At 58.9% G+C, this 13,739-nt stretch carries 11 protein-coding genes; 8 read left to right on the top strand and 3 right to left on the bottom strand.

The window, feature by feature from the left end; all coding sequences use genetic code 11:
* Nucleotides 1-42: 42 nt before the first annotated feature.
* Nucleotides 43-1,185 (bottom strand): sialate O-acetylesterase, encoded by a 1,143-nt coding sequence (locus H8E27_07310; GenBank protein ID MBC8325417.1) that lies wholly within the window; start codon nucleotides 1,183-1,185, stop codon nucleotides 43-45.
* 94 nt (nucleotides 1,186-1,279) lie between these two features.
* On the opposite strand from H8E27_07310, the gene H8E27_07305 reads away from it, so the two are divergent.
* From H8E27_07305 to H8E27_07295, 3 genes are read left to right on the top strand one after another with little or no spacing between them, the layout of a single operon-like run.
* On the top strand, nucleotides 1,280-2,308 hold the full coding sequence (locus tag H8E27_07305; protein ID MBC8325416.1) for a DUF1611 domain-containing protein: 1,029 nt from the start codon (nucleotides 1,280-1,282) through the stop codon (nucleotides 2,306-2,308).
* A gap of 1 nt (nucleotide 2,309) precedes the next feature.
* Complete coding sequence (locus tag H8E27_07300) at nucleotides 2,310-3,347, top strand: dipeptide epimerase (GenBank protein ID MBC8325415.1); 1,038 nt, start codon at nucleotides 2,310-2,312, stop codon at nucleotides 3,345-3,347.
* Nucleotides 3,344-4,459, top strand: coding sequence for a beta-lactamase family protein (locus H8E27_07295; protein MBC8325414.1), 1,116 nt, complete (start codon nucleotides 3,344-3,346; stop codon nucleotides 4,457-4,459). The genes H8E27_07300 and H8E27_07295 overlap by 4 nt, the downstream gene beginning before the upstream one ends.
* Nucleotides 4,460-4,526: 67 nt before the next feature.
* Here H8E27_07295 and H8E27_07290 read toward each other — a convergent pair whose 3' ends face one another.
* Together H8E27_07290 and H8E27_07285 are read right to left on the bottom strand one after the other, a co-directional pair.
* The gene (locus H8E27_07290; protein MBC8325413.1) at nucleotides 4,527-5,948 is read right to left on the bottom strand and encodes a DUF1501 domain-containing protein; all 1,422 of its coding nucleotides are present in this window, start codon (nucleotides 5,946-5,948) and stop codon (nucleotides 4,527-4,529) included.
* 82 nt (nucleotides 5,949-6,030) lie between these two features.
* Nucleotides 6,031-6,618, bottom strand: coding sequence for a redoxin domain-containing protein (locus tag H8E27_07285; protein ID MBC8325412.1), 588 nt, complete (start codon nucleotides 6,616-6,618; stop codon nucleotides 6,031-6,033).
* A gap of 156 nt (nucleotides 6,619-6,774) precedes the next feature.
* Here H8E27_07285 and H8E27_07280 point away from each other — a divergent pair, with 156 nt between their 5' ends.
* From H8E27_07280 to H8E27_07260, 5 genes are all read left to right on the top strand, one after another.
* Nucleotides 6,775-7,197: a DUF1801 domain-containing protein gene (locus H8E27_07280; GenBank protein ID MBC8325411.1), complete on the top strand. Its 423-nt coding sequence runs from the start codon at nucleotides 6,775-6,777 to the stop codon at nucleotides 7,195-7,197.
* 144 nt (nucleotides 7,198-7,341) lie between these two features.
* Nucleotides 7,342-8,544 carry a hypothetical protein gene (locus H8E27_07275; protein MBC8325410.1) on the top strand — a complete coding sequence of 401 codons (1,203 nt, stop codon included), beginning with the start codon at nucleotides 7,342-7,344 and terminating at the stop codon, nucleotides 8,542-8,544.
* Between the two features lie 8 nt (nucleotides 8,545-8,552).
* Nucleotides 8,553-11,414 (top strand): PSD1 domain-containing protein, encoded by a 2,862-nt coding sequence (locus H8E27_07270; GenBank protein MBC8325409.1) that lies wholly within the window; start codon nucleotides 8,553-8,555, stop codon nucleotides 11,412-11,414.
* A 47-nt stretch (nucleotides 11,415-11,461) separates the two neighbouring features.
* On the top strand, nucleotides 11,462-12,004 hold the full coding sequence (locus tag H8E27_07265) for a hypothetical protein (GenBank protein MBC8325408.1): 543 nt from the start codon (nucleotides 11,462-11,464) through the stop codon (nucleotides 12,002-12,004).
* A gap of 59 nt (nucleotides 12,005-12,063) precedes the next feature.
* A complete protein-coding gene (locus H8E27_07260) occupies nucleotides 12,064-13,488 on the top strand; it encodes a DUF1501 domain-containing protein (GenBank protein ID MBC8325407.1) in 1,425 nt (474 codons plus the stop codon).
* Nucleotides 13,489-13,739: the final 251 nt, after the last annotated feature.

The following is a 13,739-nucleotide window of genomic DNA, read 5'->3' as shown; positions in this document are numbered from 1 at the left end:
TTCCTATTTGCCGTTCCTATTTGCCGTTCCTATTTGCCGTTCCTATTTGCCGTTGCGCAACTCCAGCATCGTTTCGCCAAAGGCGCGGCCGATTTTGGAAAAGGTGATGGTGCTGCCGAGATAATGATAAGGCCGGTCGGAACCGATTTTTTTCCAAGCTTCGAAGTTGTTGCGCCACGTTGGATAGGCCGCATCCGCTTTTTTGTCCCAGTAAACATCCGTCGGGATGGCTTTCACATTGCCTTTGAATTCGGCGATGTCGTTCATCGACAACTGCGCCGCCTTCACGAGGGCCATATTTCCTTGCGCCTCTTTGAATCCATTTTGGCCCATGAGGCCGATAACAAAGGGGAGCTTTGGCGACTTCAAATCCTTGCGCACGTCGCGGATGAAGTTCGCCATGTTCGCCGCGTACTCATCCTGAAATCCGTTGTACATATCGTTCCATCCTTGGAACCACACGAAACCGGCCAGCTCATAGCCGCGTCCGTCGTAATCCGGAAAGCGTTGTTTGAACTCATTCAACGTCACCGCTATCTCCTCCATCATCAGCCGATAATAATGGCCGTAGCTTTCCTCCACTTGTTTGCGATACTCACCGGCCCTGGCTTTGCGAATGGCGTCGAGTGAGGCGCTGCTCTTGGCCTCAATTTCCTTGCGCGTGATTTTCGGGTTATCCTTTTTCGCCTTGTTCCATTCGTTGCGAATCTGATTATTAAAATCACGCTTGCACATATTCTCGATGAACTCCGCAATCTTTTCCTTCGACTGCAGCCCCGAACTCGGCGGCCGGAAATCACGCCCAATGCTCTTGCCGCCCCACGCGGTTTTGATGATCAACACCGGCTCCTCATAGTGATCGCCTACCACGTGGCCAAACTCCAGCTCCGGCCCGATCTTGCCCGGCGAGCCGTAACCCACCGTCAACTTGCCGCGTCGGTTCAAATAATTAATCCAAACATCATCGCGCTCGATGTACTTCCCCTCCTTGTGCAGATGCGCAAAAAACGCCTTCGTCTCCGGCGCCTTGATTTGATGGTTCAACAACGGATCAATCCCGCCCTTGCCCTCCATATTCGATTGTCCGGCCAAGATGAAAACCTTCACCAGTTTCTTTTCCGCCAACGCAGAAAAATTCAGGACAAAAGCAAGCGTGAGCAAGAGAAAATGTTTCATGGAATTCATGGTGTGCCTCAAGGCTACCGAACCCGCGCCCGCCCGCAAGCGAAAACGCCATTTTGCTTTGCCGCCGGAAGTGCTCTGCTACCATCCGCGCGGCGTGGAACGAAAAATTCTCATCCTCACCGAGGGCCTCAGCAACCCGAACTCGGCCAAGACCGCATGCAGCGTCATTCGCTATCGGCGCGATGAAGTGGTGGGTGTACTCGACACCACCGTGCCGCCGCAACCCGCGCAAGCCCTGCTTGAGGTGGGCGGCGATTTGCCCATCGTCAATTCCCTCGAGACCGTGCCCGAGGCCAATGTGCTGCTCATCGGCATTGCCCCCACCGGCGGCGGACTGCCCGCGCCAATGCGCGCGCTGGTGCTCGCCGCTATCGCGCGCGGGATGGATGTGGAATCCGGCTTGCACGATTTCTTGAATGACGACGCCGAGTTTGTGGCCGCCGCAAAAACCAGCGGCGCCACCCTGCGCGACCTTCGCGCCAACGACGAACGCGACGTCGCCCAACGCAATAATATTTCCGACGATTGCCTCCGCATCCACACCGTCGGCCACGATTGCAGCCTCGGCAAAATGGTCGTCTCCATCGAGCTGGCGCGCGGCTTGAGCGCCGCGGGTGTGGACGCCAAGTTCATCGCCACCGGCCAAACCGGAATGCTCGTCGAAGGCGACGGCTGCCCGGTCGATGCGGTCGTTGCCGATTTCATCAGCGGCGCGGTCGAGAAACAAATCCTCGCGCACCAGCACCATCGCGTGCTCGTCATCGAGGGCCAAGGCAGCCTCACTCATCCGTGTTACTCGGCTGTTACGTTGGGTCTGTTACACGGCTGCCTGCCGCACGCACTCATTTACTGCTACGAAATGGGCCGCAAAAACGTCAAAGGCGTCGACCACATCGCCTTGCCCGATATGGAATCCCAGCGCGATCTCGTCCACGCCATGGCCAATGCTGCCCACCCTTGCGAATTCATCGGGGTGGCCATCAACAGCCGAAACGTCGACTCCTCCTCCTATCAAAAAGAGAAATCCCGCATCGAGGCCGAATGGAATCTCCCCGCCACCGATGTCTTCCGCGAAGGCGCGGAACCGTTGGTGAACGCCGCGCGCGGGATGCTGGAGGATTGAAATGAAAATTCGCCTGCACGAATACAATCTCCCGCTCACGCATCCGTTCACTATTTCGCGCGGCACCATCACGGCTCAGGGCACGATCATCATCGAGCTGCAACAGGACGGCGTGAGCGGCTACGGCGAGGCGACGGTGAACGCCTATTACGACGCCGCCATGGCCGATATGAAAAAACGCTTCACCGCCATGGAACCCGTGCTCGCCGACCACACATTCTACGACACGGAAACATTCTGGAATCTCTGCGCCGACGAGCACCTCGCCGACGCCCCATTCGTGCTCGCTGCGCTGGACTGCGCCGCACACGACCTTTGGGGGCGACTGGAAAACGCGCCCGTGCATCAGCTGTGGGGGCTCGACCCAAACGATGCGGTGAAATCCTCCTTCACCATCGGCATTGACGAGGTTGACGTGATGATTGCCAAGCTCGCGGAAATGCCCGGTTGGCCAATTTACAAAATCAAGCTCGGCACCCCGCGCGATCTGGAAATCATCACCGCCCTCCGCGAACACACCGAGGCCATCTTCCGCGTGGACGCCAATTGCGCTTGGGCTCCCAACGAAGCCGCCGCGCTCTCCGGCGAAATGGCGCGGCAAGGCGTGGAGTTCATCGAGCAACCGCTCGAACCCGATGGGTCCGAAGCGCACAAAGCCCAAGCCCAACTCTTCCGCGAATCCGCCCTGCCACTCATCGCCGATGAAAGCTGTGCGGCTGAAGCCGACGTGCCGCGCTGCGTCGACCATTTCCACGGCATCAATATCAAGCTCTGCAAATGCGGCGGCCTCACCCCCGCGCGCCGCATGATCACCACCGCCCGCGACCTCGGCCTCAAAGTGATGATCGGCTGCATGACCGAAAGCTCGGTCGGCATCTCCGCCGCCGCCCAGCTCGCCCCACTGCTCAACTACGCCGACCTCGACGGCGCCGTGCTCCTCGCCCAAGACGCCGCCGAGGGTGTCCGAGTTGAACAGGGTCTCGTAAAATTGCTCGACGTGCCGGGATTGGGGATACAGAAACTGTTGTCCGCCACATGAAATCAGTCGCCACATTTTTCCTTTGCCTACTTCACGTTTCCGCCGCCACCTTGCCGGAGGCGGTGGATACCGCGATGCGGAATGAGATGAAGCAGCAGAAATTGGTGGGGCTCGCGGTGGGGGTGATTCAAAACGGGCGCGTTGAATATCTGAATGGCTACGGCTGGGCGAATCGCGAGAAGCAAACGCCGGTGACGCAGCAAACGCTGTTTCGCTGGGCGTCCATTTCCAAGAGCCTCACGGGCGTGACGGCGATGCAGCTTTGGGAAAATGGGAAACTGGATTTGAAAGCGGACGTGCGACGGTATGTGCCGGAGTTTCCCGCCAAGCCCGCGCCCATTTCGGTGCGGCATTTGCTCTGTCATCAGGGGGGCATTGTGCATTACTCAAACGGGCCGGTGGTGGTGACGGTGCGCGAGTACAAACAGGCCCATCCATTTGAAAATGTGTTGTTGGCGCTGGATACATTTAAGCATTCGCCAGTGGTCAATGCGCCGGGGGAAAAGTATGCGTACACGACGCACGGATTCATCCTGCTTAGCGCGGCGGTGGAGCGCGCAGGGAAACAAAAATTTGCGAATCAAGTGCGCGACCGCATTGCGAAACCGCTGGGAATGACCACGCTGCAGCCGGATTATCAGTGGAAGAAAACCCCAAACCGTGCCGTTGGCTATCGCAAGCACGATGGCAAAGTGGCGGTGTCCACCGACACCGACGTGAGCTGGAAGCTTGGCGGCGGCGGCTTCATCTCAAACATCGGCGACCTCGCGAAGTTCGCCGAGGGATTGCTGAATGGAAAGTTGGTGAAGCCCGCCACGCGCGCCAAAATGTGGACCCAACAAAAAACCAACAACGACCAACTCACCGGCTACGGCCTCGGGTTCAGTTTCAAGAAATATCACGAGGCTGAGGTGCGTTCGTGGAAAGCCGACGGCCAAGGCGTGCTCCTCGTGGGTCACAGCGGCGCGCAAGAAAAAACGCGCACGCATATGGCCCTCTGGCCCGCGCAAAAAATGGCTGTGGTGGTGATGAGCAATTCCGAGCACGCCAACCTCGGCAAAGTCACGGGTCGGTTGCTTTCGGTCGTGTGGCCACCGGAGCCTTCGCGTTGAGAGGGTTGGGTCGATTCCTCCGAAACCGCCTTGGCGCGCTCGGAGAGCTCGCCCTACCTTTGAACCCTTAAACCAAAATGTCGTTGATCACCTCGCCGTGCACATCAGTGAGGCGCATGTCGCGGCTGCTGAATCTGAGGGTGAGTTTTTTGTGATTCATGCCGAGCAAGTGCAACATCGTGGCGTGGAGGTCATGGATTTCGAGCTTCTTGTCGATGGCTTTGTAGCCGTACTCGTCAGTGGCGCCGTAAGTCATGCCGCCTTTCACGCCGCCGCCGGCCATCCACAGGCTGAAGCCGAAGGGGTTGTGATCGCGTCCGTTGTTGCCTTGGGCGAAGGGGGTGCGGCCGAATTCACCCATCCAAACGACGAGCGTGCTGTCGAGCAAACCGCGGCTATCGAGATCCTGCAACAGCGCGCCGATGCCTTGATCGACGGACTTGGCATTTTTTTCGTGGCCGGCCTTGAGGCCGCCGTGTTGATCCCAGCGATCGCCATTGCCGCCGGGGCAGGTGAGTTGAATGAACCGCACGCCGCGCTCGACAAGCCGCCGCGCGATGAGGCAGTTGCGGCCAAAGGTGGCGGTGTTTTTGAAACTGGCATCGAGGCCGTACAGTTTTTGAGTAGCGTCGGTTTCGCCTTTGAGACCCGTCAACTCCGGCACGGCGCTTTGCATTCGAAAGGCCAGTTCGTGGTTGGCGATGGCCGATTCGATTTGGTCCAGCTTTCCGAGCCGGCCCACCACGCCGGCGTCGAGTGTGCGAAGCAGGTTCAGTTTGTTTTGCTGCAGCTCCTGCGTACGCTCGGTGCGGACGATATTGGCCAGCGGCTTGGCGCCGTATTTGAAAATGCTGCCCTGATATGCAGCGGGCAAAAAGCCATTGGAAAAACAACCGAGCCCGCCGGGCGGAATGAGTCCGCCATTGAGCACAACGAAACCCGGCAAATTTTGGTTCACCGTGCCGAGGCCGTAATTAAACCACGACCCCATGCTCGGTCGGCCGACTTGGCCGAAGCCGGTGTGCAAAAAATAATTGGCGGTGGTGTGCTCGGAAAAGGCGGAGGTCATCGAGCGGATCACGCACAACTTGTCCGCTTGCTTGGCCACGTACGGGAAAAGATCGCTGATGGGGATGCCGGCCTGGCCGTAGTTTTTAAACTTCCACGGACTGCCGAGGGTCTTGCCGCGGCTGTTGAACTGAGTGGCCTCCATCTTGAGCCCGAAAGGCTTGCCGTTTTCTTTCGTGAGCCTCGGCTTGGGGTCGAAGGTGTCCACGCTCGACGGCCCGCCATCCATGTAGAGAAAAATCACGCTCTTCGCCTTGGGCGCAAAGTGCGGCGGCTTGGGCGCGAGCGGGTTGCTGGCATTCGCCTGTGCCTCATCGGCTAGCAACGACGCCAGTGCCACCCCGCCAAACCCATTCGCACAACGCGCCAACATGGCGCGCCGCGTGAGCGATGAATTTGTAAACTGCCCGCAATGATGCATGGGGGAATTATAGTCCAGCAGCCGGACGGTGCCAGCCATAAAAAAGCGCAGGGTAACCCCTGCGCTTTGAGTAACTAATAATCTATTTCTTCGGCTGTGATTTCTGCGTCGGCTTCTTGTTTTTGTCCACCTGCGTTTTGATGTCCACCTGCGCGGTGTTCAACAGCGTGGCGGTCTGGTTGCCGAGATTGCGCGCGATGAGGCCGCTGGGATCGCAGCCTTTGCTGATAGCGATGACTTTGCCGCCTTTGCCAATGAGGAAATTGCTCGGCATCGTTTTGGTGCCAAAGATATTCCAACTCTTCCGCTTTGGATCCAGCGCGTACTGCATCTTAAACTGCTTGCTCTTCGCGTACTTGGCAAATTTCTCATCCGGCTCGGCAAAAACGGCGACCAGCCGGATGCCCTCCTTCTGATACGCCTTGTGCAAGGCCTGGAAATACGGCAGCTCGCGGTCGCACCCGAGGCAGCCGCAGGTCAACCGCACCAGCACCGGCCCCTTGACCGTCAGTTGCGCAAGGTCAATTTGCTTACCGTTGGTGTCCTTGATTTTAAAAACCGGTGCGGCATCGCCCACCTTGAGCGTTTTAACTTTAGCCTTGGGTGATTCCGCGTTGGCGACCAGCGCCACCGCGAAGGTGAGAGCAAGCGAGACAATAATTTTCTTCATAACTATTTAGGTTGATGGGGCGGGTTAGTGGAAAAAACCCTGTACCAATAGACGCGCAAGACAAGCGCCTATTCATGGTTGAATTGAAGGCTATCTGATTATTTGAAATGCCTTTTCTGGTTGGCGAAAAACCAGTTTCTGTGGTGAGCTTTGCGCATGGCACTAATAACACAAAAGAATGACGCAAAAGTGGATGCGTTTCTGGCAAGCATCACAGACGAGCAACGGCGGGCGGATTGTTTGGCGGTGCTGGCCTTAATGCAAAAATTGACAGGCGAGCCGGCGGCGATGTGGGGGAAGACCATCGTCGGGTTCGGGAGCTTCCGGTATCGCGGCAAGACGAGTGAGGGGGAGTGGTTCCCGGTGGGCTTCTCGCCGCGCAAACAAAACCTGACGCTCTATCTGCATTGCGTGCTCGAAAAGCAAACCGCGCTACTCGCCAAACTGGGCAAACACAAAATCGGCAAATCCTGCCTCTACCTGAACCAGCTCGAGGACGCCCACCTGCCCACGTTGAAAAAGCTGATTAAGACGGCCTACAAGAACCCAGAAATTGCCGGGGCCGAAACGGTGAAGTGAGCATATGATGGAGGGACGAGCTTGCGAGTCCTTGGGCGATCCAAACGAACTTGCAAGCTCGTCCCTCCAAAACCCATTGCCGATTCACACATCACAAAACACGTTTCGGCTTGTCAGTAGCGGTGCGGCAGTTTATCAGGCGATATGCTGTTTCAACGATTGTTTGTTTGCACCTCCGTGTTTGCCGCATTGCTGTTAGCAGCAGCACCCCCATCAAAGGTCACCGCGCCCCCAGTCAAAGTGCGGGCGGCACTCAAGCTGGATGCGTTTTACCAAAAGCACTTGGACGTGGGCGGGTTCTCGATTGTGTCCTCCAAAAATGTTTCTGACTACGCACTGTTGGAGGCGGCGTATCTCATCCGGCAAATGGTTGGCCCGCGCGATGATATCCTGAAAGCGATGGCCAAGAACAAGGTGCGTTTTGCCATCATGGCCCATCACGAATACACCACGCAGATTCCCGAGCATAGCAACCTGCAGCCACGGCTCTATTGGAACAAGCGCGCGCGTGGCTTGGGCGCCACGCCTGAACGGCCGGCTGTAAGCTGTGGCGAGGAAAATCTATTGCTCTACCCGAAAGATCCCTACTCAACGGAAAATATTCTTATCCATGAACTTGCCCACGCCATCCACCAGATGGGCCTCTCGGAAACCGATCCCACCTTTGATGACCGGCTCGAGGCAACTTATAAGGCCGCCGTGAAGCAGCAGCTCTGGAAAGGGAAATATGCCGGCCGCAACCATTACGAGTACTGGGCCGAGGGCGTGCAATCATGGTTCGGCACCAACCGGGAAAATGATTTCGACCACAACCACGTGAACACGCGCGCTGAGCTGAAACAATACGATCCACGCCTCGCCAAGCTCGTGAAGGAAGTATTTGGCGATGGCAAATGGCGCTATCAACGCCCGGCAGATCGCAAGCCCGCGTCGACGCACCTCAAGGGCTACGATGCCAGAAAGGCGCCCACCTTCACGTGGAGTGCCCCATCAAAAGCGTGGTACAAGCGATTCGAATCCGGGCTGGAATCCCTTGCGCCGGACAACGCCCTGACGCTGCAACTCATTTCGCCCAAGTCAGAAAATTGGCGTTCGCCACGCACACCCGATCGCACGCGCATTTATATATCCAATGCCAGCAAACGATCCATCCGTCTGGAGTGGATTGATTTCAACGGCAATCCCCGTTCGTTTGGAGCCGAGATGCGCCCCACCGATCATACTCAGCAACAAACCTACGCAGGCCACGTTTGGCGACTCGTAGACGACAAAACCAACGCCGTATTGCACTACTTTGTGGCGGCCAAGTCTCCCGGCAAACTGATCTACAAACCCGCCAAACAATAGTGAATAGCATCCGTCAGTGGGTTGAATTGACCTGCGTGCTGGTTTCCGGCGCGGTGCACGCGGCGGATTTTCAGCGGGAGGTGCGGCCGATTTTGGCGAAGCATTGTTTCAAATGCCATGGGCCGGATGAAAACACGCGCAAGGCCAAGCTGCGTCTGGATGAACGGCCCGAGGCAGAGCTGTTGCAGCAGGTGCTGGAGCGGATTGATCATGCGGATCCCGATGAGGTGATGCCGCCGGTGGCGGCAAAGAAGCCCTTGAGTGCGGCCCAGAAAAAAGTGCTGCGCGATTGGGTGCAGGGCGGGGCGGTGTATACGGAGCATTGGGCGTTCATCGCGCCGAAACGACCGGCTTTGCCCAAGGTAAAACAGGCGGGCTGGGTGCGGGACGAGTTGGATCGGTTTACATTGGCGCGACTGGAAGCGGCGGGACAAAAACCGTCGACCGAGGCGGATCGATATCGGTTGATCCGGCGCGTGTCGCTGGATCTCATTGGGTTACCGCCCACCTCGGCGGAGGTGCAGGCGTTTGTGGCAGATCAAAAACCGGGCGCGTATGAGCGGCTGGTGGATCGGCTGCTGGCCAGCCCGCATTTTGGCGAACGCTGGGCGCAGCCGTGGTTGGATCTCGCGCGTTACGCGGATACCAACGGCTACGAAAAGGATCGCCCCCGCTCCATCTGGCCGTGGCGCGATTGGGTGATTCAGGCGATCAATAACGATTTGCCGTTTGATCAATTCACCATCGAACAGCTGGCCGGAGACATGTTGCCGAAGGCCACCCGCGCCCAACGCGTGGCCACCGGCTTTCATCGCAACACGATGGTCAATGAAGAGGGCGGCATTGATCCGCTCGAGTTTCGTTTTCATGCAATGGTCGATCGAGTGAACACCACAGCGACCACGTGGCTGGGCCTCACGCTCGGGTGCGCGCAATGTCACACGCACAAGTTCGATCCCGTGCCGCATCGATCGTACTACGAGATGATGGCGTTCATGAACAACACCGCCGAACCCGAGCTGCCCGTACCCACGCCCGCGCAGACCGCCGAGGAGGAACGCCTGCATCAGCAGATGGCCGAGGCGATGGCCAAGATGCCGGTGGACGAAAAGAAATTCGAGGCTTGGCTCGCGGCCGGCCGTGCCGAGGCGATTGAGTGGCGGACGTTGAAGCCCTTCGACGGGACGGCCAGCCGGAGTTGGATGGAGCTGGATGATGCCGGCCGCATTTTCGTGCAGGGCGATGCCTCCAAACACGACACCTATGAACTGGAGTTTCGCAATTTGCCCGCGGGCATCACCGCGCTGCGACTGGAGGCGTTGCCCGATGATCGCCTGCCGAAACAGGGCCCGGGCCGCGCGTATTATGAAGGGCCGAAGGGCGATTTTTTCCTGAGCGAATTGCAGGTCACCGCCGATGGCCAAACGGTGGGGCTGCATCACGGCACGGAAAATTACGCCAAACAATGGATCGGCCGCGGCAAGCCGAGCGCCATGGCGGCGTTGGATGGCGATTTGCAAACCGGCTGGTCGGTGAGCGGACGCGAGGGCAAGACGAGTCAGGCGGTGTGGCAGTTGAAGGCGCCGCTCACGGCGAAATCGCTGAAAATCAAAATGGATTTCAGCCGTCACTACTCCGCAAGCCTCGGACGATTCCGTATCGCAGTGACCACCAGCAAGCGGCCGGCGAAGGCAAAGGATATGCCGGCGGAGTTTGAAACCCTGCTGGCGCGCCCGGCCGAGACGGTGGGCGGCCAGAGCCGGGCGTTACTGAAGTTTTGGTATCTCGAAAGCTCGAACGATTTGGCCACGGCGCGCAAGCCGATCGAGGCGTTGCGCAAAAAGTTTCCCAAACCCGCCACCACCCTGGTGATGCAGGAACGGCCCCTGCTGCACACCCGCCTCACGCATCGGCATCATCGTGGCGAATTCCTTTCTCCGCGCGAACTGGTCCGGCCTGAAGTGCTGCCGTTCCTGCCGCCGCTGGCTGAGGGGCAACCGCGCAACCGGCTAGGGCTCGCGCGTTGGCTGGTGGATCCGCGCAACCCGCTCACCGCACGCGTGGTGGTCAACCGCTACTGGGCCGCGCTCTTTGGCGAAGGCATCGTGCCCACGCTGGAGGATTTCGGCTACACCGGCGCCGCCCCCACGCAGCCCGAGCTGCTCGACTGGCTGGCGTTGGAGTTCATGCGTCAGGATTGGTCCCGCAAAAAACTCCTGCGCCGCCTCGTCACCAGCGCCACCTACCGCCAGCAAACCAGCCCGAGCTTTCGCTTGTCCGCCGAGCAAATCCGCGATTCGGTGCTGCGCGTGAGTGGCCTGCTGCATCCCAAGCTCGGCGGTCCCAGCGTGTTTCCGCCGCAGACCAAGAGCATCGGCGAAGGCATCTATGGCGGCGGCGGTTGGCGCACCAGCACCGGCCCGGATCGTTATCGGCGCAGTCTCTACACCCATCGCAAACGCTCCATGCCCTACGCCATGCACGACACCTTCGACGCTCCCAGCCACGAAGCCTGCGTCGCCCGCCGCGAAGCGTCGAACACGCCCCTGCAGGCGTTGTTGATGCTGAACAACAATTTCATCAACGAAGCCAGCCGCACCCTCGGCCAATGGGCCGCGCAGGAAAAAGGCGCTGAGCCGGCCGTGATGCGCGCTTTGTTTCAACGCGTCCTCACCCGCCCGCCCGATGCGCGTGAGATGAAAATCATGCGCGACTATGTCGCCAAACAAAAAAGGCGATTCACCGCCGATAAAAAAATGGCCGCGCAAATCGCCGGCCCCCAGCCGCCCTCCCCAGCGGAAACCATCGCCGCCTGGGCCTCCCTCGCCCATGTGCTCCTGAACACCCATGAATTTATTACCCGCAATTAGCTGGAATGAATAAAACAAAACCAACGGACTCGCAGGCTCGTCCCTCCATGGACGCAATTAAAATGGAGGGACGAGCCTGCGAGTCCGCAGCCGAGTCCGCGGCCGTGCCCGAACCCCACCCCAAACGCAAAACGCTCCCGCATCATGCAACAACCCGTCGTCCCAACCAATCGGTGATCATCTTCCTAACCGTCTGCGTTAAGGATCGAAGGATGTTGCTGGCTCAAAATGAAATCCACAAATTGCTGGTCAGCTGTTGGAAAGATTCTGAGGCATGGTTGGTCGGCCGGTATGTGCTGATGCCGGATCATCTGCATTTGTTTTGTGCCCCAGCCACCCATCCAGTTTCGGCATTGCGCGATTGGGTTTTTAAGTGGCGAGGCAAGGCCACGCGGCAATGGCCGGTCGCCAGTCAAAAACCAATCTGGCAAAAGGATTTTTTTGACCGGCAATTGCGGATGGGACAGAGCTATTCTGCGAAGTGGCAATATGTGTTAAACAACCCAGTGCGGGCGGGCTTGGTTGAAGAGAGTGAACCATGGGCCTATCAAGGGGAGTTGAATGTCTTGAGATGGCATGAGGCAGCGTGATGAATTCTGAATATAAACCAACGGACTCGCAGGCTCGTCCCTCCATCGGCGCAATTAAAATGGAGGGACGAGCCTGCGAGTCCGCAGCCGTGCCCGAGTCCGCGGCCAACCCAACCCGCCGGCACTTTTTTCGGGAGTGCGGGTATGGTGTGGGCAAGCTGGCGTTGGCGGGGTTGCTATCCAATACCTTTGGCAAACCGGCGGGCACGCATTTTGCCCCGAAAGCCAAGCGGGTCATCCATCTCTTTCAAGCCGGCGCGCCGAGCCAGCTGGAGCTTTTCGACAACAAACCCCAGCTCAAGGCGCTGGAGGGCAAACCGCTGCCGCCCTCGGTCATCGGTGATCAACGTTATGCCTTTATTCAGCGCGATGCCGCCGTGCTTGGGCCGCGCTTTCCCTTCGCGCGCCATGGCCAATCCGGCGCGGAGTTGTCCGATAAACTGCCGCACCTCGCCAAGGTTGTGGACGACATCGCCATCATTCGGTCGATGCATACCGATCAATTCAACCATGCGCCCGGCCAGATTTTCCTGAACACCGGCTTCGCCCAGCCCGGCCGGCCGTGTCTCGGCTCGTGGCTCAGCTACGGGCTCGGCGCGGAGACGGACAATCTCCCCGCGTTTGTCGTGCTCTCCACCGGCGGCGGCATCAGCGGCGGCTCGGCCCTGTGGTCGGCCGGGTTTATGCCCGGCAAACACGCCGGCGTGCGCTTCCGCAATTCCGGCGATCCCATCCTCAACGTCAGCCGGCCAGCCGGGGTGGATGCCGAGCTTCAGCGCGATTCACTCGATCTCATTGGCGCGCTCAATCGGCGTCGATTGGAAATCGAAAATGATCCCGAGATCGCCACTCGCATTGAGAGTTATGAAATGGCCTACCGCCTGCAGGCCAGCGCGCCCGAGTTGATGGACCTGAAAAGCGAACGCCCCGAGACCCTCAAACTCTATGGTGCCGATCCCGCCAAACCCTCTTTCGCCCGCGCCTGTCTGCTGGCGCGGCGCATGATCGAGCGCGGCGTGCGGTGCGTGAATATTTATCACTCCGGCTGGGACGCCCACTCCAACGTTGCTGGCAACATTACCAACAACACCCGCGCCACCGATCAAGCCAGCGCCGCGCTCGTGCAGGATCTCAAGCAACGCGGTTTGCTCGACGACACGCTAGTCATTTGGGGTGGCGAATTCGGCCGCACGCCGATGGTCGAGAGCAATCCCACCCTCAACCGTTCGCAAGGCCGCGATCATCATCCGCAGGCCTTCAGTCTATGGCTCGCCGGCGGCGGTGTCCGCGGCGGCGTGACCTTGGGCGCCACCGACGAACTCGGTTTCCACATCGCCGATCGCCCCGTGCACATTCATGATTTGCAGGCCACGCTGTTGCACCTCATGGGCCTCGACCACGAACGCCTCACCTACCACCACGCCGGTCGCGATTATCGCCTGACCGATGTGCACGGGAAAGTCGTTCGCGAGATTCTGGCATAAGCCAAGGGAGGGCATGCTCTCCGAGCGCGCCGAGGCGGTTTCGGAGAAACCGCCCTACCTCGTCACTGTGGCCAGCCACGGCGAGCGGCAAGGCCGAGGTGCCGCGCGTTAATTGGGTTTTATTCCTTCGTGGATGCGCGACCGTTGTGCTGAGCATTCTGCCCACGCATGGGCCACGGGCTTTTGGCGAGACCTTTGCTGTCGGTCTTGATGGCATAGAGTTTTTTGTCCTTAGATCCAACGTAAACCGT

Source organism: Limisphaerales bacterium (assembly GCA_014382585.1).
GTDB lineage: Bacteria > Verrucomicrobiota > Verrucomicrobiia > Limisphaerales > UBA1100 > JACNJL01.
Note: the sequence above shows the minus strand (reverse complement) of the source record. Positions and strands in the feature narration are given on the sequence as shown.

What these genes read in the sequence shown, in the direction of transcription:
- H8E27_07300 (MBC8325415.1), top strand. Translation starts at nt 2,310, where the DNA reads ATGAAAATTCGCCTGCACGAATACAATCTCCCGCTCACGCATCCGTTC.
- H8E27_07260 (MBC8325407.1), top strand. Translation starts at nt 12,064, where the DNA reads ATGGAGGGACGAGCCTGCGAGTCCGCAGCCGTGCCCGAGTCCGCGGCC.
- H8E27_07275 (MBC8325410.1), top strand. Translation starts at nt 7,342, where the DNA reads ATGCTGTTTCAACGATTGTTTGTTTGCACCTCCGTGTTTGCCGCATTG.
- H8E27_07285 (MBC8325412.1), bottom strand. Translation starts at nt 6,618, where the DNA reads ATGAAGAAAATTATTGTCTCGCTTGCTCTCACCTTCGCGGTGGCGCTG.
- H8E27_07265 (MBC8325408.1), top strand. Translation starts at nt 11,462, where the DNA reads ATGGACGCAATTAAAATGGAGGGACGAGCCTGCGAGTCCGCAGCCGAG.
- H8E27_07310 (MBC8325417.1), bottom strand. Translation starts at nt 1,185, where the DNA reads ATGAATTCCATGAAACATTTTCTCTTGCTCACGCTTGCTTTTGTCCTG.
- H8E27_07290 (MBC8325413.1), bottom strand. Translation starts at nt 5,948, where the DNA reads ATGCATCATTGCGGGCAGTTTACAAATTCATCGCTCACGCGGCGCGCC.
- H8E27_07280 (MBC8325411.1), top strand. Translation starts at nt 6,775, where the DNA reads ATGGCACTAATAACACAAAAGAATGACGCAAAAGTGGATGCGTTTCTG.
- H8E27_07295 (MBC8325414.1), top strand. Translation starts at nt 3,344, where the DNA reads ATGAAATCAGTCGCCACATTTTTCCTTTGCCTACTTCACGTTTCCGCC.